General features: G+C 65.3%; 17 protein-coding genes and 4 pseudogenes. 10 read left to right on the top strand and 11 right to left on the bottom strand.

What is annotated here, in order from left to right:
• Positions 1-11: 11 nt before the first annotated feature.
• From LN139_RS07925 to LN139_RS07935, 4 genes are read right to left on the bottom strand one after another with little or no spacing between them, the layout of a single operon-like run.
• Positions 12-725, bottom strand: a complete 714-nt coding sequence (locus LN139_RS07925) for a substrate-binding periplasmic protein (protein WP_236359435.1) — start codon at positions 723-725, stop codon at positions 12-14.
• Entirely contained in the window at positions 722-850 is a 129-nt protein-coding gene (locus LN139_RS24750; RefSeq protein WP_268944835.1) for a diguanylate cyclase domain-containing protein, read from the bottom strand. Before LN139_RS24750 ends, LN139_RS07925 begins: the two co-directional genes overlap by 4 nt.
• Positions 847-2,064 (bottom strand): GGDEF domain-containing protein, encoded by a 1,218-nt coding sequence (locus LN139_RS24755; RefSeq protein ID WP_268944836.1) that lies wholly within the window; start codon positions 2,062-2,064, stop codon positions 847-849. The genes LN139_RS24750 and LN139_RS24755 overlap by 4 nt, the downstream gene beginning before the upstream one ends.
• A 3-nt stretch (positions 2,065-2,067) precedes the next feature.
• Positions 2,068-2,823: a substrate-binding periplasmic protein gene (locus tag LN139_RS07935; protein ID WP_236359436.1), complete on the bottom strand. Its 756-nt coding sequence runs from the start codon at positions 2,821-2,823 to the stop codon at positions 2,068-2,070.
• Between the two features lie 346 nt (positions 2,824-3,169).
• Here LN139_RS07935 and LN139_RS07940 point away from each other — a divergent pair, with 346 nt between their 5' ends.
• Positions 3,170-8,035: an NAD-glutamate dehydrogenase gene (locus LN139_RS07940; protein ID WP_236359437.1), complete on the top strand. Its 4,866-nt coding sequence runs from the start codon at positions 3,170-3,172 to the stop codon at positions 8,033-8,035.
• A gap of 157 nt (positions 8,036-8,192) precedes the next feature.
• On the opposite strand, the gene LN139_RS07945 is transcribed toward LN139_RS07940, so the two are convergent.
• Entirely contained in the window at positions 8,193-8,954 is a 762-nt protein-coding gene (locus LN139_RS07945; protein ID WP_236359438.1) for a COG4705 family protein, read from the bottom strand.
• Positions 8,955-9,056: 102 nt separating this feature from the next.
• A complete protein-coding gene (locus LN139_RS07950) occupies positions 9,057-9,728 on the bottom strand; it encodes a response regulator transcription factor (protein ID WP_236359439.1) in 672 nt (223 codons plus the stop codon).
• Between the two features lie 158 nt (positions 9,729-9,886).
• On the opposite strand from LN139_RS07950, the gene LN139_RS07955 reads away from it, so the two are divergent.
• From LN139_RS07955 to LN139_RS07970, 4 genes and pseudogenes are all read left to right on the top strand, one after another.
• Positions 9,887-10,684, top strand: coding sequence for a FadR/GntR family transcriptional regulator (locus LN139_RS07955; protein WP_236359440.1), 798 nt, complete (start codon positions 9,887-9,889; stop codon positions 10,682-10,684).
• Between the two features lie 509 nt (positions 10,685-11,193).
• Positions 11,194-11,910 (top strand): annotated as a pseudogene (locus tag LN139_RS25515) (GAF domain-containing protein); the annotation flags it as partial.
• 197 nt (positions 11,911-12,107) lie between these two features.
• On the top strand, positions 12,108-12,830 hold the full coding sequence (locus tag LN139_RS07965; RefSeq protein ID WP_236359441.1) for a response regulator: 723 nt from the start codon (positions 12,108-12,110) through the stop codon (positions 12,828-12,830).
• A 240-nt stretch (positions 12,831-13,070) separates the two neighbouring features.
• Complete coding sequence (locus LN139_RS07970; protein WP_236359442.1) at positions 13,071-13,283, top strand: hypothetical protein; 213 nt, start codon at positions 13,071-13,073, stop codon at positions 13,281-13,283.
• Positions 13,284-13,341: 58 nt separating this feature from the next.
• Here LN139_RS07970 and LN139_RS07975 read toward each other — a convergent pair whose 3' ends face one another.
• The 3 genes and pseudogenes from LN139_RS07975 to mexE all read right to left on the bottom strand — a co-directional run bounded on the left by LN139_RS07975 (position 13,342) and on the right by mexE (position 19,183).
• Complete coding sequence (locus LN139_RS07975) at positions 13,342-14,766, bottom strand: efflux transporter outer membrane subunit (protein ID WP_236359443.1); 1,425 nt, start codon at positions 14,764-14,766, stop codon at positions 13,342-13,344.
• Positions 14,763-17,938: pseudogene (locus LN139_RS07980) on the bottom strand (efflux RND transporter permease subunit). Before LN139_RS07980 ends, LN139_RS07975 begins: the two are co-directional and overlap by 4 nt.
• Before the next feature lie 12 nt (positions 17,939-17,950).
• On the bottom strand, positions 17,951-19,183 hold the full coding sequence (gene mexE, locus LN139_RS07985; protein ID WP_236359444.1) for a multidrug efflux RND transporter periplasmic adaptor subunit MexE: 1,233 nt from the start codon (positions 19,181-19,183) through the stop codon (positions 17,951-17,953).
• A 264-nt stretch (positions 19,184-19,447) separates the two neighbouring features.
• On the opposite strand from mexE, the gene LN139_RS07990 reads away from it, so the two are divergent.
• On the top strand, positions 19,448-20,380 hold the full coding sequence (locus LN139_RS07990; protein ID WP_236359445.1) for a LysR family transcriptional regulator: 933 nt from the start codon (positions 19,448-19,450) through the stop codon (positions 20,378-20,380).
• Here the strand turns inward: LN139_RS07990 and LN139_RS07995 are convergent.
• Together LN139_RS07995 and LN139_RS08000 are read right to left on the bottom strand one after the other, a co-directional pair.
• On the bottom strand, positions 20,377-20,727 hold the full coding sequence (locus LN139_RS07995; protein WP_236359446.1) for an MmcQ/YjbR family DNA-binding protein: 351 nt from the start codon (positions 20,725-20,727) through the stop codon (positions 20,377-20,379). The genes LN139_RS07990 and LN139_RS07995 overlap by 4 nt on opposite strands.
• A pseudogene (locus LN139_RS08000) lies at positions 20,724-21,681 on the bottom strand (LysR substrate-binding domain-containing protein). The gene LN139_RS07995 and the pseudogene LN139_RS08000 overlap by 4 nt, the downstream one beginning before the upstream one ends.
• A 142-nt stretch (positions 21,682-21,823) precedes the next feature.
• Between LN139_RS08000 and LN139_RS08005 the strand changes: the two are divergent.
• The 4 genes and pseudogenes from LN139_RS08005 (at position 21,824) to LN139_RS08020 (ending at position 24,331) form a co-directional block, all read left to right on the top strand.
• Positions 21,824-22,654, top strand: a complete 831-nt coding sequence (locus tag LN139_RS08005) for an oxidoreductase (protein ID WP_236359447.1) — start codon at positions 21,824-21,826, stop codon at positions 22,652-22,654.
• A gap of 14 nt (positions 22,655-22,668) precedes the next feature.
• A pseudogene (locus LN139_RS08010) lies at positions 22,669-23,111 on the top strand (AraC family transcriptional regulator); the annotation flags it as partial.
• A gap of 180 nt (positions 23,112-23,291) precedes the next feature.
• Entirely contained in the window at positions 23,292-23,576 is a 285-nt protein-coding gene (locus LN139_RS08015; protein WP_236360321.1) for a helix-turn-helix transcriptional regulator, read from the top strand.
• A 146-nt stretch (positions 23,577-23,722) separates the two neighbouring features.
• Positions 23,723-24,331: an FMN-dependent NADH-azoreductase gene (locus tag LN139_RS08020; RefSeq protein ID WP_236359448.1), complete on the top strand. Its 609-nt coding sequence runs from the start codon at positions 23,723-23,725 to the stop codon at positions 24,329-24,331.
• Positions 24,332-24,349 lie beyond the last annotated feature (18 nt).

Genomic DNA, 24,349 nt, shown 5'->3' on the forward strand with positions numbered 1-24,349 from the left:
TGGCGGTTTGCCTAGGGAGTGATGCTCTCCAGCCCACCCTCTGCCCTGAGCAACTCGAACGCTTCGCGCAGTGCCTGCAACGTTTTCGGATCGCTGCCCTTGCTCATGGCAAACCAGGCATGCGCAGTGATCTGATCCAGCCGAAGCACCGGCACCAAAGGGTGGGCCGGGCCGTTTTTCTGGGCGAAATAGCGCGCAGCGTCCGCTTCGGCAAGCGGGATCAGGTCGACCTGGCCATTGAGCAGCTTGCGCGCGTTGTCCTCGGCTGAGGCCGACACCACCAAGCGGGTGAACCCCTGGTTGCGCAGCCAGGCTTCGCGGAAATCGTCACGCACCACACCCAGCGTGTACTGGCGCGCCTCGTCGAGGCTTTTGAGCTGGATGTCGTCACGTGCCTGAAGGCGGTAGAGCAGGGAGTGGATCTGCGCGAACTCGCCGATCCATTCGAAATGGCTTTCCCGCTCGGGCGTGCGGATCAGCGGAAAGATCAACACGTCTGGCTCGGCCTGGGCCAGGTCGTAGGCCCGTGCCCAGGGGTAGACGTCGATGGTGGCCGCCAGCCCTGCGCGCGCGAGCAACCCCCGGGCTGCCTCGGTGGCGGGGCCTTTGAGTTCGCCGTTCTGGTAATAGCTGTAGGACGTCTGCTCGGTAACCACCTGCAACGGCGCCGCCTGCACGCTCAGGCACAACCAGCTCAGTGCCACGACCAGCCAGCGCCGGCTCATGAGCCCACCCGGTCGCGGCCCGCAGCCTTGGCCCGGTAAAGCGCCTGGTCGGCGCGTTGCAGCAACTGATCGAAGCCTTCCATGGTGGCCGAGTCGAGCTGGGCGATACCGATGCTCAAGGTCACGAATTCCCCGCAGAAGACGCACCATGAGGAATCGCCAGCGATGCGATCCTCTGGCGCAAGCGTTCGGCCGCAAGGCGTGCCTGGGCCTTGTTGGTCGCCGGCAGGATCACGGCGAACTCTTCGCCGCCCAGCCGTGCGCACAGCTCACCGGTGCGGCTGAACAACGCGCCCATGGCCTCGGCGATAGCGCGCAGGCATTCATCGCCTCGGCCATGGCCGTGTTGGTCATTGAACGCCTTGAAATGGTCCACGTCGCACATCAGCACCGCCAGCGGCTGCTCACTGCGCGTGGCGCGGCGGTATTCGGTTTCCTTGATCTCATCGAAACAGCGCCGGTTGGCAAGGCCGGTGAGTGGGTCGTGGCGTGAGAGCAGCTCCAGCCGCGCGTTGGCGGCCTTCAGCTCGGCGGTGCGCTCGTCCACCAGCGTGGCCAGTTCGTCACGGCTGAGCTCCAGGGCCTGCTCGGCCTCGCGCTGGCGCTCCAGGTAGGTGCCCAGGTTGCCTTGCAGCTGATTGATGCCGTCGCACAGCAGGTCGAGTTCGTCGTTGCGGGTGCCGAGCCGATCCAGGCGCAGTGGCGTGCCGAGGTTGCGCGGCGTCAGCTCGCCCAGGTGGCGGGCTATGTGGCGCACATGCAAGGTGACGAGGCGATTGAACATCAAGGTGATGAGCCCGGCCAGGGCGATGGACTGCACCAGCTGGGTGATGACGATGAACGCCAGCTCACGCCAGAGCCTGCGCCACAGCAGGGCGGGGTCGCCTTCGAGCATCAGAGTGCCGACCTGCAGGCGCGAGCCGGGGTAGGGCATCACCTCCAGCGGTTGCTGCAACAGTGGCGCAGCGCCGAGTGTGGTGAAGCTGTCGCGCTGGCGCACCAGCACTTCATCATTGCGCCCGGGCCGGGTGATACGCAGCACCACGCGGCCAACCGGCGCGGCCTGAGCGACGCTATCGAGCTGGGTGGCCAGGCTTTCGCTGTCCAGCTCCCACACAGCCTTGGCCAGCGGGCCCTCGAACACCTGGTCGACCAGCTCCAGCTCCGTGTGCATCGCCTCGACGCCCGAATTCCAGGCAGACCAGGTTCGCAGCCCCACCGTGGCCAGGGTAAATGCCAGGCAAAAGCACAGCGTGGCCACCACCAGGCGGTGGGCCAAGGGGCGCTCGCGGTCCCTCGAAGCGTGGATCGGGTCTTCCAGATAGTGGGGTGAGGTCAAGGTTCAGAACCACTTTTTCACAATGGCGTCGTAGGTGCCGTTCTGGTGCAGGCGCTCCAGCGCCTGGCGCAATTTCTCGACCGTCTGCGCCGGCGTGCCGGGGCTGGCCGCGAGGCTGAAGGCGTCCTGGCCCAGGTCCGGAATCTCCAGCGCCGGCATCAGCACCTGCTGCGGGTCGTCGCCGGCCTGGCGCACGATGGAGTAGGCGTTGAGCTGGTCGGAGATCCACAGGTCGACGTGCCCGCGCTTGAGCTTTTCGTAATCCAGAGAGTAGCGTGCGCTGGATTGCAGGTTCTGCCCGACCACAAAGCCATTGGCCTGGAGAAACTGTTCACCCGAGTCCTGGTTCACCGTGGCCACCTGATGCGCGCGCGCCTCGGCCAGGTTGCGCAGCGTCACCGGGCGGTCGGCATGGGCGTACAGATACCACTGCACCGAAACCAGGTTGCCCACCCACTGGAACATGCGCTCGCGCTCGGGCGTGCGCGACATGGAGTAGATCAGCACGTTGTCGACGTGCTGGGCCAGGTCGTAGGCCCGGGCCCAGGGCAGCATCTCGAAGTACCCCTCAAGCCCTGCTTCCTTGAGCGTGGCCTGCACGATCTCGGTACACAGGCCCGTGACCTGGCCGTTCTCTGTCATGTTGTAAGGCGGCAGCTCCTCGGTCACCACGTGCAGCGGGCCGGCGTCGGCCACAGCCGCGCACAGGCTCAATGAGCAGGCGAGGCAGAGGCGGCGCAGCAGGCAAGGCACAGGCATGAAAGGGCGTACCGGAACGGAAGGGTGCGAAGGATGACACAGGGTGTATCGGCAGGCCAGCGAAGGGCTTGAGGTCGCGTCGAGCTGGTACTTCAGTGCCATCGGTCGGGGATTGATTGACAGGGAAATCGTACAACCGGGCGATGACCGAATATGTCGCCCCAGTGCAAGACCTTGTCGCGTCCGGCTCGTTAAGCTGGGGCGCTTTCGTGTGGCCACTGCCCGTTGTAAAAGGCCCGCGCAGGCACTCGTTTCGCGCCCGCCTGGCCAAATAAATCGCCAGCCGGCGGGAACCTATCCAGAAGCATCCATCAAAAAAACAAACCCCTGGCGGAGTAATTCATCGATGGCGTTCTTCACCGCGGCCAGCAAAGCCGACTTCCAGCATCAACTGAGAGCGGTCCTGGCGCAGCACGTCGGCGACACGGCCTTGCCACAACTGGCCCTGTTCGCCGAACAGTTCTTCGGCATCATCCCCCTCGACGAACTCACCCAGCGCCGCCTGTCGGACCTGGCCGGCTGCACGCTCTCGGCGTGGCGCCTGCTGCAGCGTTTCGACGCGGCCGATCCGCAAGTGCGGGTCTACAACCCCGATTACGAGCGCCACGGCTGGCAATCCACCCACAGCGTGGTGGAAGTGCTGCACAGCGACCTGCCGTTCCTGGTCGATTCGGTGCGCACCGAACTCAACCGCCGTGGCTACAGCATCCATACCCTGCAGACCACAGTGCTCTCCACCCGCCGCAACGATGCGGGCGAATTGCTCGAAGTGCTGCCCAAGGGAGAAGCCGGCGAAGGCATCGCGCACGAATCGCTGATGTATCTGGAAATCGACCGCTGCGCCACCGCCGCGCAGATGAGCGCGCTGGTCAGCGAACTGCTGAGCGTGCTCGGCGAAGTCCGCGCTGCGGTCGATGACTTCGAGCCGATGAAGGCCAAGGCCCACGAGCTGATGGCGCTGGTCGATGCCACGCCGTTCGCCCGCGTCTCCGAGCAGGAGCGCACCGAGGTCAAGGAGTACCTGCAATGGCTGCTCGACAACCACTTCACCTTCCTCGGCTACGAGGAGTTCGTGGTGAACGCAGGCGAGCAGGGCGGGCAGCTGGTCTATGACGAAAGCGCCTTCCTCGGCCTGACCCGCCTGCTGCGCGCAGGCCTCTCGGCCGACGACTTGCGCATCGAAGACTACGCGGTCGCCTACCTGCAGGAGCCGACCCTGCTGTCGTTCGCCAAGGCCGCCGCGCCCAGCCGCGTGCATCGCCCGGCGTACCCCGACTACGTGTCCATCCGCCAGCTCGACGAGCAGGGCAAGGTAGTGCGCGAATGCCGCTTCATGGGCCTGTACACCTCCTCGGTGTACGCCCAGAGCGTGCACGAGATCCCGTACATCCGTAGCAAGGTCGCCGAAATCGAACGCCGCTCCGGCTTCGACGCCAAGGCCCACTTGGGCAAGGAGCTGGCCCAGGCGCTGGAAGTGCTGCCACGCGACGACCTGTTCCAGACCCCGGTGGACGAGCTGTTCACTACCGTCATGGCCATCGTGCAGATCCAGGAGCGCAACAAGATCCGCGTGTTCCTGCGCAAAGACCCTTACGGCCGCTTCTGCTACTGCCTGGCGTATGTGCCGCGCGAGGTGTACTCCACCGAGGTGCGGCAGAAGATCCAGCAGGTGCTGATGGAGCGCCTCAAAGCCAGCGACTGCGAGTTCTGGACCTTCTTCTCGGAATCCGTGCTGGCGCGCGTGCAGTTGATCCTGCGGGTAGACCCGCAAGTGCGCCTGGAGATCGACCCGGCGCAACTGGAGCGCGAAGTGGTGCAGGCCTGCCGTTCCTGGCAGGACGACTACCAGGCCCTGGCCGTGGAGAACTTCGGCGAAGCGCAGGGCACCCACCTGCTGGCCGACTTCCCCAAAGGCTTCCCCGCCGGCTACCGCGAGCGCTTCGCCCCGCATTCGGCGGTCGTCGACCTGCAGCACCTGCTCTCGCTGAGCGAGCAGCGCCCGCTGGTGATGAGCTTCTACCAGCCGCTGGCACAGACCGGCCAGCATCTGCTGCATTGCAAGCTGTACCACGCCGATGCGCCATTGGCGCTCTCCGACGTGCTGCCGATCCTGGAAAACCTCGGCCTGCGCGTGCTCGGTGAATTCCCGTACCGGCTGCACCACAAGAACGGCCGCGAATACTGGATTCACGATTTCGCCTTCACCTGCGCCGACAGCCGCGAGCTCGACCTGCAACAGCTCAACGACATCCTGCAGGACGCCTTCGTGCACATCGTGCGCGGCGACGCCGAAAACGACGCCTTCAACCGCCTGGTGCTCACCGCCGGCCTGCCATGGCGCGACGTCGCGCTGCTGCGCGCCTATGCCCGCTACCTCAAGCAGATCCGCCTGGGCTTCGACCTGGGCTACATCGCCGCAGCCTTGAACAACCACACCGACATCGCCCGCGAGCTGACGCGCCTGTTCAAGACGCGCTTCTACCTGGCGCGCAAGCTTTCGGCCGATGACCTGGAAGACAAGCAACAGCGCCTGGAGCAGGCGATCCTCACAGCGCTCGACGACGTGCAGGTGCTCAACGAAGACCGGATCCTGCGCCGCTACCTCGACCTGATCAAGGCCACCCAGCGCACCAACTTCTATCAGGCCGACGCCAGCGGCCAGAACAAGAGCTACTTCAGCTTCAAGTTCAACCCGCGCGCCATCCCCGAGCTGCCCAAGCCGGTGCCCAAGTTCGAGATCTTCGTCTACTCGCCGCGCGTAGAGGGGGTGCACCTGCGCTTCGGCAACGTTGCCCGTGGCGGGCTGCGCTGGTCGGACCGCGAGGAAGACTTCCGCACCGAGGTGCTGGGCCTGGTCAAGGCGCAGCAGGTGAAGAACTCGGTGATCGTGCCGGTGGGCGCCAAGGGCGGCTTCGTACCGCGCCGCCTGCCGCTGGGCGGCAGCCGCGACGAGGTGCAGGCCGAAGCCATCGCCTGCTACCGCACCTTCATCAGCGGGCTGCTCGACATCACCGACAACCTCAAGGAAGGCGAAGTGGTGCCGCCGGCCAACGTGGTGCGCCACGACGCCGATGACCCCTACCTGGTGGTAGCGGCCGACAAGGGCACTGCGACCTTCTCCGACATCGCCAACGGCATCGCCATCGAATACGGTTTCTGGCTGGGCGATGCCTTCGCCTCCGGCGGCTCGGCCGGCTACGACCACAAAGGCATGGGCATCACCGCCCGTGGCGCCTGGGTGGGCGTGCAGCGGCACTTCCGTGAGCGCGGCATCGACGTTCAAAAAGACAGCATCAGCGTGGTCGGCGTCGGCGACATGGCCGGCGATGTGTTCGGCAACGGCCTGTTGATGTCCGAGAAGCTGCAACTGGTGGCTGCCTTCAACCACCTGCACATCTTCATCGACCCCAACCCGGAACCGGCCGCCAGCTTCGCCGAGCGCCAGCGCCTGTTCAACCTGCCGCGCTCGGCCTGGTCCGACTACGACAGCCGCCTGATCTCCGAAGGCGGCGGGATCTTCCTGCGCAGCGCCAAGAGCATCGCCATCAGCCCGGCGATGAAGGCCCGTTTCGACATCCAGGCCGATCGCCTGACGCCCACCGAGCTGCTCAATGCGCTGCTCAAGGCGCCGGTCGACCTGCTCTGGAACGGCGGCATCGGCACCTACGTGAAAGCCAGTGAAGAAAGCCACGCCGATGTCGGCGACAAGGCCAACGACGCGCTGCGTGTAAACGGCGACGAGCTGCGCTGCAAGGTAGTGGGTGAGGGCGGCAACCTGGGCATGACCCAGCTGGGCCGTGTGGAGTTCGGCCTCAATGGCGGCGCCACCAACACCGACTTCATCGACAACGCCGGCGGCGTAGACTGCTCCGACCACGAAGTGAACATCAAGATCCTGCTCAACGAGGCGGTCGCTGCAGGCGACATGACCGAGAAGCAGCGCAACCAGTTGCTCGGCAGCATGACCGACGAAGTCGCCAACCTGGTGCTGGGCAACAACTACAAGCAGACCCAGGCACTCTCCCTGGCGGTGCGCCGTGCCCACGAGGGCCTGGCCGAGTACCGCCGGTTGATGCTCGACCTCGAAGGCCGTGGCAAGCTGGACCGCGCCATCGAGTTCCTGCCCAGCGAAGAAGCGCTCACCGAGCGCCTGGCGGCCGGCCAGGGCCTGACCCGCGCCGAGCTGTGCGTGCTGATCTCCTACGCCAAGATCGACCTCAAGGAAAGCCTGCTGACCTCAGCGGTGCCTGACGACGACTACCTGGCCCGCGACATGGAAACCGCGTTCCCGCCGAGCCTGGCCACGCCTTACCGCGAAGCCATGCGCCGGCATCGCCTGAAACGCGAGATCGTCAGCACCCAGATCGCCAACGACCTGGTCAACAACATGGGCATCACCTTCGTGCAGCGGCTCAAGGAGTCGACCGGCATGACGGCCGCCGATGTGGCTGGTGCTTACGTGGTGGTGCGCGACATTTTCCACCTGCCTCACTGGTTCCGCCAGATCGAGGCGCTGGACTACCAGGTGCCTGCCGAGGTGCAGCTCAAGCTGATGGAAGAGCTGATGCGCCTGGGCCGCCGCGCCACCCGCTGGTTCCTGCGCAACCGCCGTACCGATCAGAACCCGGCACGTGACGTGGCTCACTTCGGCCCGCACCTGGCGGCACTCGGGCTCAAGCTCAACGAGCTGCTCGAAGGCCCGACCCGCGAGCTGTGGGAGAGCCGTTACACCGCGTACGTGGAGGCCGGCGTGCCGGAGCTGCTGGCGCGCATGGTAGCGGGCACCAGCCACCTGTACACGTTGCTGCCGATCATCGAAGCCTCGGACGTCACCGGCCAGGAAGCGGCGCAGGTTGCCAAGGCGTACTTTGCCATGGGCAGCGCGCTGGACCTGAACTGGTACCTCTCGCAGATCAGCGGCCTGCCGGTGAAAACCAACTGGCAGGCGCTGGCCCGCGAGGCGTTCCGTGACGACCTGGACCTGCAACAGCGCGCGATCACCATCGCCGCTTTGCAGATGCCCGACGCACCGGAGCAGACCGACGAACGCGTGGCATTGTGGCTCGACCAGCACCGCCTGCACGTGGAGCGCTGGCGCGCCATGCTCGACGACATCCGCGCCGCCAGTGGCACGGACTACGCGATGTATGCGGTCGCCAACCGGGAGCTGGCCGACCTGGCCCTGAGCCCGGCAGTGATGCCCGCCGCCTGAGGCTTGGGCTGCGCCCCCATCGAGCCGTTCGAGGTTGAGCGGCTGGTCGGGGGCTTTACTTGATCGTCGCGCGGCGAGCCGCCCTCCCACTTTTCAAAATCAGTGCAAGATCATGAAGTGGGAGGGCGGCTCGCCGCGCGACACCCCACTACCGGCTTCAAACCCGCCCAGCAACCCGCACCGCCTGTGGCCGCGGCTTGCGCTGATGCCGCCACGCCAGGGCCACACCCACCACCAGCACCACAGCCAGCACCGCTGAGCTGCCCACCGTACCGAATCCCAATCCTCCCTTCTCCAACGGCTTGGTCAGCACGTCGCCCAAGGTGGCACCGAACGGCCGGGTCAGCGCGAACGCTGCCCAGAACAGCAACACCGGGCTCAAGCGAGTGCGGTAGTGCAGGCCCACGATCACGCTCAGCAAGCCGGCGATCAACGCCGCGCCACCTGCGAACCCCAACCCCGAATCGTCAGCCAGGAAGTCCCCCAAGGCAGTGCCCAGGGTGTTGGACACCAGAATCGCCAGCCAGTAGAACAGCTGGCCCTGAAAGGTACGCACGCGGTCGACTGCCAGCGACCCTTCGGCCAGGTACCAGAGCACCAGCACAGTGCCCAGCAGGCTGATCAATACGGCTGAGCCGGTGGCATAGCCCAGCCCGAGGCTGCGGTCCATGAAGTCGGAGAGCGTGGTGCCGGCGGTGCTGGTGGCCAGGATCACCAGCCAGTACAGCGCAGGGTGATAGCGGCGGCTGGCCAATTGGCCGGTGAGGGTAACGATGAAGGTGCTCAATAGAATGATCGAGCTGGCGGCGTACCCCAGGTTGAGGGTCATCGACAGCAGGTCGCCGGCGGTTTCGCCCAGCGTGGTCGCGCAGATTTTCATGACCCAGAAGGCCAGGGTTATACGGGGCAGGTTGTTCATGGTTCAGGGCTCGAGGAGGCTGTGCCCGCGAGATATGGCGGGATAGCGCATAGCCTGCATCGGCCTGGGTGTGGGGTTCGTTGGCCCGTTGTGAAAACCTGGTCAGAGCACCATCAGCTTGTAGCCCAGCCCATGAATGGTGTGCAGCAGCGCGCCGTCGAACGGCTTGTCCAGCTCCCGGCGCAGCATGTGAATGTTGCTCTTGAGGATGTCACTGCCCGGCACATCGCGGCCCCACACTGCCTCCTCCAGATCCCGCTTGCGCACCACCGCCGGGCTTTTGCGCATCAATACCTCCAGCAGGCGCAGGCCTGTGGGCGTCAACCGCACCGGCTCGCCGGCGCGGGTCACCTCCAGTGTGTCCAGGTCGTAGCGCAGGTCGCCCACCTGCAATACCTGCGGGTTGCTGCCACGGCGGCGCGCCACGATCGCCTCCAGGCGCGCCAGCACCTCGGCCAGGGCAAAAGGCTTGACCACGTAGTCGTCGGCGCCGGCGTCGAAGCCGGTCAGCCGGTCATGCAGTTCGTCACGGGCGGTCAGCATGATGATCGCCGTGGTGGAGCGTGCGTGTTCACGCAGGCTGCGGCAGATGTGATAGCCGTCCACGCCGGGCAGCATCACATCGAGAATGATCCCGTCGAACGGCTTGGAGGCCGCCAGGTGCAGGCCCGTCAGGCCATCCAGCGCGCCTTCGACCTGATGGCCTTTGAGCTTGAAGAAATCGACGATGTTGTCGTGGATGTCGCGGTTGTCTTCGACGATCAGGATATTCATGCAAGGCCATGGCTAAGGCTGTAGACGCGCGCAGGCTAGAGCGGTCACCGTCACGCTATGGTCAACCGTTGGTCAAAATTCCGTTATGAGCGCACTGATCGTACAAGCGCCTAGCCTTGCTATATCATGGCGCCCACCTTTCCCAGCGAGCCGCGCACTTGCCCATCGACAGCCCAGGCCTAGCCCGCCGCCGCCCCCGCAGCCTGGCCCAGAGCCTGGTCGACGAGATGTCCCGGCAGATCGAACGCGGCCTGCTGCAGCCCGGCGACAAGCTTCCCAGCGAAGTGGAACTGATGGAAGTCGGCGGGGTGAGCCGCTCGGTGGTGCGTGATGCGTTGTCACGGCTGCAAGTGGCAGGGCTGGTAGAAACCCGCCGCGGGATCGGCACCTTCGTACTCAACACCCCCGGCAGCGCGGTGGCACGGCTCGAGCCTTCGTCGATCGTGACCTTGCAGGACGTTGCGGCGATTCTGGATGTGCGCATGAGCTTCGAAGTAGAAGCCGCGGGCCTTGCAGCGCTGCGGCGCACGGATGTGCAGCTGGTGAATCTCGGCGATGCCTTGCGGCGTTTCGAGGGCGCGAGCGACACCGGCGGCTCGCTGGTGTCGGATTTCCAGTTCCACCTGCGTATCGCCCAGGCCACCAACAACCGCTATTTCATCGAGATCGCCACGCATTTCGGCACCAGCATGTTCCCGCGCGCGCGGCTCAACAGCGCTGCCATCGCCCGGCTCGACCGCCAGCAGACTCACGACCGCCTGGTGCGCGAACACGAGCACGTCTACAACGCCATTGCCCGGCAGGACTACGACGCTGCCCGCGCCGCGATGCGTGTGCACCTGTCCAACAGCCGCGCGCGGGTGATGAAGTCGCACCCGGCGGCTGAGCAAAGAACTCCCCCACAGTTTTCGACTCTCAACGATTACATCCAACAAGAGCCCAGGAGCGGTGCTTGATGAGCCTTTCAGATACCTTCCCCTTGCAGGCGGAAAACCGCCGCCTTGAGGCGGAGCTGGCCAGTGCCAAGGATGCACTGGAGGTGACGCAGGCGCATTACCGCAGTTTGTTCGCGCAGATGGACTCGGGCTTCTGCCTGATCCAGATGCGCTTTGCCGAAGACGGTCGAGCCGAAGATTATCGGTTCATCGAAACCAACGCCGCCTTCGAGCGCCATACAGGCCTGGTTGACGCTACAGGCCAATGGATGCGCGAACTGGTGCCCAACCATGAGCAGCACTGGTTCGACGTCTATGGGCAGATCGCCCGCACGGGCGAGTCGCAGCGCTTTGTCGATCATGCGCACGCGCTGTGCCGCTGGTTTGAGGTCAGCGCCGCGCGCGTGGGTGGCCCCGGCCCTGCCGAGCAACTGGTGGCGGTCCTGTTCACCGACATCACCGCGAAGTTTCTCTCCGAACAGGCGCTGCGCCTGAGCGATCGCCTGGCGGAGCTGGCCGACCCTGAGGCCATGGCGTTCGAGGCGGCGGGCACGCTTGCGCAGTGGCTTGGGCTGCACCGGGCGGGCTATTGCCTGTACCAGCCGGCCGAGCAGGTGCTCAACGTCAGCCGCGACTGGCATTCAGAGGATTTGCGCAGCCTGGCAGGCCAGCACAGGCCCCGGGAATTCGGAGATTTCCTCAGTACTCTGCTGACAGGCAAAGTGGTGGTCATCGACGATGTGGCCAACGATTCGCGCATCACCGACGCCCCGCGTCTGGTCGAAGACGGCATCGGAGCCTTCATCAGCTACCCGGTGATAGAGCGCCAGCAACTGGTTGCGGTGATGTACCTGGCCACGCGCGAGCCGCGGGCCTGGATCGAGGAACAGGTAGGGTTCGTGCGCGAAGTCGCGCTGCGTACCCACGGCGCCTTGCAGCGCTGCTTCGCCGAGCAGCAGTTGAAGGCGCTCAACGCCACGTTGGAACAAGCCGTTCGGGAGCGCACTGCCGAGCTGGTGCGTTCGGAAGAGCAGCTTCGCCAATCGCAGAAGATGGAAGCGGTGGGGCAACTGACCGGTGGCATCGCGCACGACTTCAACAACCTGCTGACGGGCATCTCCGGGAGCCTTGAGATGCTCCAGGCGCGCATCGGCCAGGGCCGCCTGCAGGGTATCGAGCGCTACATGGACACCGCCCAAGGGGCCGCGCGCCGTGCCGCTGCACTCACTCACCGGCTGCTGGCCTTTGCCCGGCGGCAAACCCTCGACCCGCGGCCCACCGACCTCAATACGCTGGTGGCCGGGATGGATGAGCTGATCCGCCGCACCATGGGGCCGGCGGTAGATATCAGCCTTGGCTTGCACAAACCGCTATGGGCCGCGCGCGTCGATGTCCACCAGCTCGAAAATGCCTTGCTCAATTTGTGCATCAACGCCCAGACGCGATGCCGGAGGGTGGAAAGTTATGGATCGAAACCTGTCATGCCTCTCCGCCCGACGAGCCTGGGGCCACTGATGGCACCGACTACGTGGCCCTGTGCGTCCGAGACAGCGGCCGAGGCATGCCGCCCGAGGTCGCAAGCCGGGCATTCGAGCCGTTCTTCACTACAAAACCCCTCGGCATGGGGACTGGCCTGGGGCTGTCGATGATCTACGGCTTCATTCGCCAGTCCGGCGGGCAGGTGCGGATCGAGTCCCGTGCAGGAGAAGGCACCGCCGTCTGGCTTTACCTGCCGCGCGATGCCGGGCAGGCCCATGCCCCCGAAGTACCGGCTGCGGCGCCGATGGAGCATCGCGGCCAGGGGCAGACGGTGCTGGTGGTCGACGACGAGGCCAGCATTCGTGGCCTGGTGAGTGAAGTGCTCGACCAATCCGGCTATGTGGCGCTCGAAGCCTGCGATGGTGCCTCGGGCCTGCGCATCCTGGAATCCAACCTGCCGGTGGACCTGCTGATCACCGACGTCGGCATGCCCGGTGGCCTCAGCGGCCCGCAAATGGTTGCCCGCGCTCGGCTGGTACGGCCACAGCTCAAGGTGTTGTTCATCACCGGCTACGCCGAGCAGGCACTGACCGCCGAGGGGCCGCTGGGGGAGGGGATGTACAGCATGAGCAAGCCGTTCTCGTTGCAGGCGCTGAGCGAGCGGATTCGCCAGTTGCTCGAAAGCTGACCCCTAGGCTCTGTATGAAATGTATTCCAGCGAAGGCCAGGCAAGGCGAAAACAGGCGAGGAAGCGGAGTTTACTGGTTGTAAATGAGCATTCCGAGCCTGTTTTCAACGCAGCATGGACGAGCTGGGAATGATTTCGGTACAGAGCCTAGCCATTGGTCTAGACACCTCGCCCTTGGCAGGCCGGCATCAGCTGGCCTACACTGCCGGTGACAATAAAAACAACATCACGGGGTGCATCATGATCGACTACCGAACCGAACACCGTTGCCTGCTGAGTGAAGTCGCCTCCAAACGCCTCTGGGTTCGTTCACGGCCCGGGCGTACCGTCCAGGCCTTGATACTCGCGGGTTTCCTCACACTTGAGCAAACCGCCGACAGCGCCGGCGAGCCTCAGCGCTACCTGCAACTGACCGCAGCCGGGCACCGCTATCTCGGAGGGCTGTGGTACTGAGCCCACTTGCAACTGCCGCAAAAGCAACGGGCCTGCCTCAGCGCAGGCCCTGTATTTTTCAGCGTTGTGCCACCGCAGCACTACCGTCCGTCACCTGCCAACCGCCACCTAACGCTTTGTAGATCGCCACGATGCCGTGGTAGAGATCCTCCTCGGCGCTGGCCTGGGCATCTTCGGCGGCGAGCTGTTCACGCTGGGCATCGAGCAGCACCAGGTAATCCACGCTGCCTTCGCGATAACGGACCTGCGCAAGGTCGGCGGCCTTGCGGCTCGCCTCGCTCTGGCGAATCAACGCCAGCAAGCGTTGCTGGCGCTTTCCGTAATCACTGAAGGCATCCTCGGACTCTTCCAGCGCTTCCAGCACCTGTTGCTCATAGCTGGCCAGCGCGCCTTCGCTGTCGGCCTTGGCGCCGCGAATCCGTGCGCGCACGCTGCCCAGATCGAATGCCGCCCAGGTGATGGTCGGAGTGAGCGTCCAGGCTTGCGCAGCGCTGGAGCCGATCTGCGAGCCGCGGCCCGAAGTGAAGCCCAGAAAACCGTTCAGGCTCACCCGCGGGAACAGGTCAGCGGTCTGCACGCCCACGTTGGCGGTGGCCGCCGCCAGCCGCCGTTCGGCCGCGCGCACGTCTGGCCGGCGGCGCAACAGCTCGCCCGGGTCGCCGATCGGCAGGGCCTTGGCGATGGCCGGCAGCGCCTTGGGTGACAGGTCAACGGTCAACTGCTCGGGGCGCTGGCCGAGCAAGGTGGCGATGCGGTTACGTGCACGCACCTGTTCGGCCTGCAGCTGCGGAATGCTTGCCTCGACACCGGCCAGGCGCGCGTCGGCGCGCACCACGTCCAGCTCGTTGCCCACGCCATTGTCACGCAGGGCCAAAGTGATCTTGCGGGTGCTCTGCTGGGTATCCAGGTTCTGCGCCGCGATCTTCTCGCGCAGTTGCGCCCCGCGCAGCTGGCCATAGGCGTCGACCAGCTCGGCGATCATGCTCACCTTCAACTCCTGAAGGTCGGCCATGGCGGCGTCTTCCTGCGCATCGGCCGCCTCCAGCTCGCGGCGGATACGGCCGAACAGGTCCAGCTCCCAGGCCATGTCCAGCCCGGCGTCGTAACGCTCGATATTGGTGCGCTGGTCGGTGAAACCGGGGTTCTGCGCGCGGCCCAGGTTGCTGCTGGCGCGGCCGGTGACCACCGGCAGCTCGTCATTGGCACGGTCGTCACGGATCGCTCGCGCAGCCTTGTAGCGGGCGAAGGCCACCCGAAGGTCGCGGTTGCCGTCCAGCGCCTGGCTCACCAGCTGGTTCAACGCTGGGTCATCGAACTGCTGCCACCACTGGCTCTGAAACCGCGAAGCGTCATAGGCCGCCGCCGTGCTCGCAGCGCTCAGGTGTGCAGGCTCAGTGGCCGGGGCGTGGTAGTCCGGGCCCACCGCGCAGGCCGCCAGGGCCAGCGCGAGCAGGGAGGGTGCAAAGGGTTTGATCAGGTTCATGCATGCACCTCGGTGTTCGGTTCAGCGGCCTTGCGCGCTTGCCGGCGCTCGACCGAACGGCGGATCAGGAAGAAGAACACAGGCGTGAGCAACAGGCCGAAGAAGGTCACTCCGAGCATCCCGGAGAACACCGCCACGCCCATGGCATGGCGCATCTCGGCGCCGGCGCCCGACGACAGCACCAGCGGCACCACGCCCATGATGAAGGCGAAGCTGGTCATCAGGATCGGCCGCAGCCGCAGGCGGCAGGCTTCCAGCACCGCATCGGTCACGCTCAGGCCTTCTTCCTGTTTGTCCTTGGCGAACTCCACGATCAGGATCGCGTTCTTGCACGCCAGGCCTACCAGTACGATCAGGCCGATCTGGGTGAAGATGTTGTTATCGCTGCCCGAGAGCATCACCCCGGTGATGGCCGAGAGCAGGGTCATCGGTACGATCAGGATCACCGCCAGCGGCAGGCTCCAGCTTTCGTACTGCGCCGCCAGCACCAGGAAGGCCAGCAACACGCAGAGCGGGAACACGAACAGCGCGGTGTTGCCGGAGAGGATTTGCTGGTAGGTCAGCTCGGTCCACTCGTAGGTCATGCCGTTGGGCAGTTCCTGGGCCAGCAATTTCTGCACGGCAGCCTGGGCTTGCCCGGTGCTGTAGCCGGGGGCCGGGGCACCGTTGATTTCTGCGGTGACGAAGCCGTTGTAATGCATCACCCGGTCAGGCCCGGCGGTATCGGTCACTTTGAGCAGGGTTGCCAGCGGGATCATCTCGCCACGGTTGTTGCGTACCTTGAGCTGGCCGATCTGCTCAGGCTCCAGGCGATAACGCTGCTCAGCCTGCACATTGACCTGGTAGGTGCGGCCAAAGCGGTTGAAGTCGTTGGCGTAGAGCGAGCCCAGGTACACCTGCAAGGTGTCGAAGATGTCGCTGATCGGCACGCCGAGGGTCTTGGCCTTGTCACGGTCGATGTTGGCGTCCACCTGCGGCACGTTCACCGTGTAGCTGGTGAACAGCCCGGCCAGCTCCGGCACGCTGCGGCTTTTGGTGATGATGTTCTGGGTTTCCTTGAACAGCGCGTCGTAGCCCAGGTTGCCGCGGTCTTCGATCTGCAGGCGGAAGCCGCCGATGGTGCCCAGGCCCATGACCGGCGGCGGCGGGAAGATCGCCATGTAGGCGTCCTGGATCGCACCGAACTTGCCGTTCAGGGCACCGGCGATGGCGCCAGCGGAGAGGTTGTCGCCCTTGCGCTCGTCGAACGGCTTGAGGGTCACGAACACGATGCCGTTGTTCGGGCTGTTGGTGAAACCGTTGATCGACAGGCCCGGGAAGGCCACCGCGCTTTCCACACCCGGCTCTTTGAGCGCGATGTCGGACATGCGCTTGATCACGTCCTCGGTGCGGTCAAGGCTGGCGGCGTCGGGCAACTGGGCGAAGGCCACCAGGTATTGCTTGTCCTGGGTTGGCACAAAGCCGGTAGGGGTGTTGGCAAAACCCAGGTAGAGAGCCCGATCAGGCCGCCATACACCAGCACAGCGATGCCACTGCCGCGCAGCACCTTGCGCACCGTCGCCACATAGCCATGGCTGGCACGCTCGAACATGCGGTTGAACGGGCGGAACAGCCAGCCGCCGAACAGCTTCTCGAGCAAGCGCGAGAAACGGTCCTTGGGTGCGTCATGGCCACGCAGCAGCACGGCAGCCAGGGCCGGCGACAAGGTCAGCGAGTTGAATGCCGAGATCACCGTGGAGATCGCGATCGTCAGCGCGAACTGCTTGTAGAACTGCCCGGTGAGCCCGGAAATGAACGCCGCCGGCACGAACACTGCGCACAGCACCAGCGCCGTGGCGATGATCGGCCCGGTCACTTCCTTCATCGCCCGCTGGGTCGCCGCCACCGGCTCCAGGCCCAGCTCGATGTTGCGCTCCACGTTCTCCACCACCACGATGGCGTCGTCCACCACGATGCCGATCGCCAGCACCAGCCCGAACAGGCTCAAGGCGTTGAGGGAGAAGCCGAACAGGTGCATCACCGCAAAGGTGCCGATCAGCGACACCGGCACTGCAGCCAGCGGGATGATCGATGCACGCCAGGTCTGCAGGAACAGCACCACCACCAGCACCACGAGAATCAGCGCTTCGAACAGGGTGTGCACCACCGCCTCGATCGAGCCGCGCACGAAGATGGTCGGGTCATAGACGATGCTGTAGTCCATGCCTTCGGGGAAGGCCTTCTTCAGCTCGGCCATCTTGGCGCGCACTTGGTTGGAAATCTCGATGGCGTTGGAGCCGGGGCGCTGGAAGATCGGCAGGGCGACGGCCGGCTGGTTGTTGAGCAGCGAGCGCAGCGCGTATTGGCTTGAGCCCAGCTCCACCCGGGCGATGTCACGCAGGCGGGTGATCTGGCCGTCTTCGCCGGCGCGGATGATGATGTTTTCGAACTCTTCTTCGTTGACCAGCCGGCCCTGAGTGTTGATCGCCATCTGGAAGCTGGTGGCGTTCGGCGCGGGCGGGGCGCCCAGTTGGCCAGCGGCGACCTGGCGGTTCTGCTCACGAATGGCGTTGACCACGTCGGTCGCGGTCAGGCCACGGGAGGCGACCTTGTTCGGGTCGAGCCACACACGCAGCGAATAGTCGCCCATGCCGAACAGCTGCACGTCGCCCACACCGCTCAACTTGGCCAGCTCGTCCTTGACGTTGAGCACGGCATAGTTGGAGAGGTAGAGCATGTTGTAGCGGTTATCCGGCGAGGTCAGGTGCACCACCATGGTCAGGTCCGGTGAGGCCTTGTCCACGGTGATGCCCAGGCGCGTCACTTCCTCGGGCAGCTTGGGCTCGGTGCGGGTCACACGGTTCTGCACCTGCACCTGAGCGTTGTCCAGGTCAGTGCCCAGAGCGAAAGTGATGGTCAGCGTCAGCTTGCCATCGGCGGTCGCCTGGCTGGACATGTACAGCATGTTCTCGACCCCGGTAATCGCCTGCTCCAGCGGCGAGGCGACGGTTTCGCCGATCACCTTGGGGTTGGCACCGGGGAAGTTGGCGCGCACCACTACGGTGGGCGGCACCACTTCGGGGTATTCACTGATCGGCAGCTGGAACAGCGAGATGGCGCCGCCGATCAGGATCAGCAGCGACAGCACAGCGGCAAAGATCGGCCGCCGGATGAAGAATTGGGAAAAGCTCATGGCTGGCTTCCTTTAACCGCGCGGGGCGGCAGTGGCGAGCTTGGGCGCCGGGGCGCTCTGGCGATTGGCGGCTTCGAGTGCGGCGCGCTGCTGGGCGAGGGCGGCAAGGGTCTGGTTGCTGGCCATCGGTACATCCTCCGGGGCGACGGTGGCGCCAGGGCGCACGCGCTGCAGGCCGTTGACGACGATGCGCTCGTCCTTTTCCAGGCCCTTGCGCACGATGCGCAGGCCTTCGAGCTTGGGCCCCAGTTCCACGGCGCGGTAGGCCAGGGTGTTGTCCTTGCCCATCACCAGCACGAACTTGTTGCCAAGATCCGTGCCCACAGCCTCGTCCTTGATCAGCACCGCCTCGTAGGTGCCGCTGCCGACCAGTTTCAGCCGCGCGTAAAGGCCGGGGGTGTACTCGCCGTTGCGGTTGTCGAACACCGCGCGGCCACGGATGGTGCCGGTCTGTGGGTTGACCTGGTTGTCGACGAAGTCCATCTGGCCCAGGTGCGGGTTGCCGTCCTCGCTCGACAGGCCCAGGTAAACCGGCGTTGTCGCGCCGCGCTGGCCTTGGCGGGCGAGCTGGTTGTACTTGAGGAAGGCGCGCTCGTCGGCGTCGAAGTAGGCGTACACCTTGTCGGTGGAAACGATGCTGGTGAGGTCGCTGGTGTCGGCGCTGACCAGGTTGCCGGCAGTGATCTCGGCACGGCCCACGCGGCCGGTGATCGGCGCGGTGACTTTGGTGAAGCTCAGGTTCAGGCGGGCCAGGTCCAGTTGTGCCTGGGTCGATTGAACCTGCGCGCGGGCGGCCTGGGCCGCAGTGTTTCGTGAGTCGGCGACCTCGGCAGAAATGGCATTGGCCCCGCGCAGGCGCTCGCCGCGCTGGGCTTCGTTCTCGGCATTGGCAGCGTTGGCCTTGGCTTCCTGCACCTGGGCTTGCAGGCGGTCGACCTCAGCCTGGAACGGGCGCGGGTCGATCTGGAACAGCACATCACCCTTGCGCACCAACGCGCCTTCGGTGAAGGCCACGCGGTCGACCTGCCCGGAAACGCGGGGGCGGATGCGCACGGTTTCCGGCGCCTCCAGGCGGCCAGTGAATTCGTCCCACTCGTTGACCGGCTGTTCGATCACCTTGGCCACGCTCACCGGCGTTGCCGCCGGGGCCTGTGCAGCCTGTTCGGGGGCCTTGCCGCAAGCTGCCATGGTGACCAGCGCCAGGGCTGCCAACGGAACGCGCAGGGGTTTGAGTGACTGGTCCATGTGAAACCCGCCTTAATCTTTGGTTAATGAATTGAGGCGGATTCTGCGGCGCGGGCGGGGTATCGACGAATCGAATGGTTCGAAGATGAATATCGACAGAGGTGATGTTATAGCGGCTTAGCTAGTTGCAAAGCTTGCTAACTAATAATTCGGTATAAGCTTCAAGCCCCTGGCTGCAAGCTGCAAGTTGGGGCGTGTAGCTCAGGAGCGCTTTCATATGGGGGCGTTTTGGGGGAGATTAGCCGCACATCAAGAGGAGCAGGGATGTTCATTCGCCAACTTCAATACCTGGTGGCCTTGGCCGAGGAGCAGCACTTCGGCCGTGCGGCCCAGGCTTGCCATGTGTCCCAGCCGGCGCTCTCCGGCGCTATCCGCAGCATCGAAGAAGAACTCGGCATTGTGATCGTGCAGCGTGGCGCGCGGCGTTTTCAGGGTTTTACCGCAGACGGGGAGCGGGTGCTGACCTGGGCGCGGCGGGTGCTCGATGGCTGCAATCAGTTGCGCCAACAGGCGCGCTCGGCCGATCAGGGCCTGGAGGGCACGCTGCGCATGGGGGTGGTTCCGTCGGCCCTGGCGCTGGCGCCGCTGCTCACCCAACGCTGCCTGCAAGCCTGGCCAAGGGTTCGGCACACCCTTTATACGCAAGCATCGGAAGACATCTTGCGCGGCCTTGCCGACTACCAGCTGGACGTGGGCCTGACCTACATGGACGACCCGCGCCTGGCCGATGGCAAGTTCGAGGTGATGCCGCTGTTTCGCGAGCGTTATGTGTTGATGGCCAGCCGTCGAGTGCAGCTTGAGGCCGTGCCGCAAAGCACCTGGGCGGCAGCTGCACATTTGCCGCTGTGCCTGCTGACGCCGAACATGCAATGCCGCGCCGGCATCGACACGCAATGCCAGGCGCTGGGCATCGGCCTGGCGCCACAGGTGGAGACCGATTCGCTCACCGCGTTGGTCGCGCATGTCCGGCATTCGGCGTTCTACAGCATCGTGCCGCACAGCGTGCTGTGCTTGCAGGTGCTGGAAGAGCCGCTGTATGCCCGGGTGCTGCAACCGGTGCTGGAGCGCGACATCGGGCTGGTGGTGCGCAAGGAGCTGGCGCACGGGCCGTTGCTCGAGGCGGCACTGGGCAGTTTCGCCAGCCTCGATGTGCAGGGCTGGGCGGATCGTTACCTTGCCGGCTTGCAGCCCGGTTAGCCAAGCAGCAACCCCGCCCGCACCCGCTTGGGCAGCCGCGCTACCACCAACTGGTGCGAGCGCTCCAGCAGAGCGCGCAATTCCTGTTCGCTCACTTGGGCGGGAGCCTCCAGGCTTATCCATTTGGCTCGCGCCAGGTACGGCGCCGGGCGAAAGCCCGGGCGGTCGCAATAGCCGAGGAACAGGTCGGTATCGACCTTGAACGCCAGGTCGCCGCTCTGCGCCAGCCCGCTGACGGCAAACATCTTGTTGCCGGCCACCGAAAACACCCTCACGCCACCCCATTTGTAGTCTTCCCGGGCACCGGGCAGGCTCAGGCAATAGCTGGCAATTTCGTCTGCGTTCATAGCGGGCGGTCTCCGCATTGGTCGAAGGCATGCTGCAAGTGATCGAGCCAGGCGCGAACGGCCGGAAGCACGCCACGCCGGTGCGGATAAACCGCTTGTAGCCAGGCCGGGGGCAATGCCAGCCCGGCAGCAGGCGCACCAGCTCGCCACGGGCAAGCTCGGCTTCGCACTGCATCATCGGCAGCACGGTAAAGCCCAGCCTGGCCAGGGCGGCGTCGCGGCGCATGTCGAAGTCCTCCACCCCCAGCCGCGCCGGCATGGCCAGCTCGAAACGCTCGCCTTCGTCATTGCGCAGGCGCACGCGGCTCAGGCGGTCAGCGTCCGGGGCACCGAGAAACGGCAGGCCGGCGAGCTCTCGGGGGTGCAGCACCGGGTGCGCGGCAGCGAAGGCCGGCGAGGCGACCACCTCGGTGCGCGCCTCGCGCAAGCGGCGGGTGACCAGGTTGGGCTCCTCGTCGTCGGCTTCGCGTACGCGCAGCGCCACGTCGATGCCTTCGTTGATCAGGTCGACACGGCGGTTGACCAGCAGCAGGTCCAGTTGCACCTGCGGGTAGCGCAGCAGAAAGTCACGCACCAGCGGGAGAGAAACGGGTTGGCCAGCCCCACCGGGCTGCTGACCCGCAACGGCCCACGCGGCTCGCTGGTGACGCTGGCCACCACTTCCTCGGCCTGCTCGGCCTCCAGCAGCATCGCCTGGCAATGGCGCAGGTAGCGCTCGCCCAAGGCGGTGAGCTGCAGTTTGCGGGTGGTGCGCTGCAGCAGCCGCGCATTCAGGCGCTCTTCCAGTTCGGCGATGCGGCGCGACAGGCGGGATTTGGGAATGCCTAGCAAACGGCCCGCAGCGGCAAAGCCGCCGGCTTCCACCACCTTGGCGAAATGGAACAGGTCGCTGAGATTTCTCGGGTCACCGATGGTCACGGGGCGCTTGCCTTGGGGAGCTGGCAAAGGCGCCATTATGGGCCTGGCTTGGGCATGGGGGTAGCGTTTGCAGGCCGGGTTTTGACAGGAACAGGCAAGGTTCTGCCACGTCTGGCCATGGGGTTGCCAGGGCGCCCGGGCTAGGCTGGGCAACCCTTTTCCTTCCAAGGTTACCCAAATGAGCGAAAAAACATTCCTGATCACAGGTGTCAGCAGTGGGCTGGGCCTGGCGCTGGCACGCGCAGCACTGGAAGCCGGCCATCGAGTGATAGGCACGGTGCGCCAGCCCGCCGCGTTGCGTACGTTCGAAGCGCTGAGCCCTGGCCGCGCCCATGGGGTGATGCTGGATGTTGGCCAGGCCGACCTGGTCGCGCCAGTGCTCGATGACGCCATCAACCGGCTGGGGCCGGTCGATGTGCTGGTCAACAACGCCGGCTACGGCCATGAGGGCCTGTTCGAGGAGTCGCCGCTCGAGCACATGCGCCAGCAGTTCGAGGTCAACCTGTTCGGGGCTGCTGCGGTGATGCAGGCGCTGGTGCCGCACTTTCGCCGGCAGCGTGGCGGGCACATCCTCAACATCACCTCCATGGGTGGGACGATCACGATGCCGGGCGTGAGCTACTATTGCGCCAGCAAGTTCGCCCTGGAAGGCTTGACCGCCGCGCTGCGCCAGGAACTGGCGCCGTTCAATGTGCATGTGACGGCCGTGGCGCCCGGCTCGTTTCGCACCGACTGGGCCGGGCGCTCGATGCAGCGCAGCGCACGCTCGATCGCCGACTACGACAGCCTGTTCGACCCCATCCGCGCCGCGCGGCAAGCCAAAAGCGGCAAGCAACTGGGCGACCCGGCCAAAGCGGCGCAGGCCATCTTGCACATCATCGAAGCGCCCGAGCCGCCTGCGCAGATACTGTTGGGCAGCGACGCGCTGGACCTGGTGCGCGAGCACCTTCATCAACGCCTGGCCGAGATCGACCAATGGCAAGCACTGACACGCTCGACCGACGGATGAGCCCGCAACAGCGAATGATCGCCCTGCTCGAACGCCTGGCACCGGAGGAGGGCTATAACCTCAGCCCGCTGCCGGACGTTCGCTTCCTGCGCTCCAACCGCCCGCTGGCGCGCACGCCGGTGCTGTACGAGCCCGGCATCGTGCTGCTGTGCCAGGGCCGTAAGCGCGGCTACCTCGGGGAGCAGGTGTACGTCTACGACGCTCAGCACTATCTGGTGGTCTCGGTGCCGGTGCCTTTCATCATGCACACCGAAGCCAGCGCCGAAGCACCGATGCTGGCGGTGTACATGCGCCTGGACTTTCAACTGGCCGGTGAGCTGGTGATGGCGGTGGACGATGCCCTCGGCCCCAGCCAGGCCGAACCCCGCGGCATGTACGCTTCGCCCTTGTGCGCGCCGCTCGCCGGCTCGCTGCTGCGTTTCTCGAAGCGATGCAGGACCCGGCCGAGGCGCTGATTCTCGGGCCGGCGCTGGTTCGGGAGCTGTATTACCGGGTGCTGACCGGCGAGCAGGGCGGTTCGCTGCGCGCAGCATTGGCCCAACAGGGCCACTTCGCCAGGGTAGGCCGGGCGATCCGCTTGATTCATCACCGCTATGCGGGGCCTTTGAGTGTCGCGGAGCTGGCCGTTGAGGCACGCATGAGCCTGGCCAGTTTCCACCGGCACTTTCGCGGGGTGACCGACAGCACGCCACTGCAATACCTGAAGTCCACGCGCTTGCACCAGGCTCGGCTGCTGATGCTGCGCGCGGAGATGTCCGCCGCGCAGGCGGCATTCGAGGTCGGCTACGAAAGCGCTTCGCAGTTCAGCCGGGAGTTCAAACGCTTTTTCGGCCGCACGCCCGTGGAGGAGGTGCGCTGGATCAAGGCCACCTATGCGCTGCCCGCCCCGGACACGCCGTCGCCCTTTGTGTCCTCGCACTGAACAGCCTTGGGCTCAGTCGGCTATTCACAACGGTATTGCTCACAAGAACAGGACAATCAAACGCATTTTTGCCCACTTATCGTCTATTGGCATCTTCGATAGGATGGCCGCCACTTTTCACGATTCGCTTTTGCAAGGAGATGCCCATGAAACTGTTGCATATCGATTCGAGCATTCTGGGTGACCATTCGGCGTCCCGCAGCCTGACCCACGCGCTGGTCAGCGCCTGGCAAGCCGCCGAGCCTGGCATCACCGTGACCTACCGCGACCTGGCCCACAGCGCCCTGGGGCATTTTTCGGCTGCCAGCCTGCAAGCCGCCGGCACTCCGGCAGAGCAGCGCAGCGCCGAGCAACAGCAGGAAGCCGGCCTGAACAGTGCCGCCCTGGAAGAATTCCTCGCCGCCGACACCCTGGTGATCGGTGCGCCGATGTACAACTTCACCATCCCTACCCAGCTCAAGGCGTGGCTCGACCGCGTTGCCGTGGCCGGCGTGACCTTCCGTTACACCGAAAACGGGCCCGAAGGCCTGTGCGGGAACAAGAAAGTGGTGATCGTCGCCACCGCCGGCGGCCAGCATGCCGGCGAGGCTTCGGGCGCCGCCCATGTCGACTACCTCAAGCTGATGCTGGGTTTTCTGGGCATCACCGACATCCAGGTGATTCGCGCTGAAGGCCTTGCCATGGGCGATGAGCTTCGCGACCAGGCGCTGGCCGACGCCCAGGCGCAGATCAAGCAGCAGGTCGCTGCCGCCTGAGCCTTGCCCTGATGTGCT

The organism is Pseudomonas sp. KNUC1026, from assembly GCF_021650705.1.
GTDB lineage: Bacteria > Pseudomonadota > Gammaproteobacteria > Pseudomonadales > Pseudomonadaceae > Aquipseudomonas.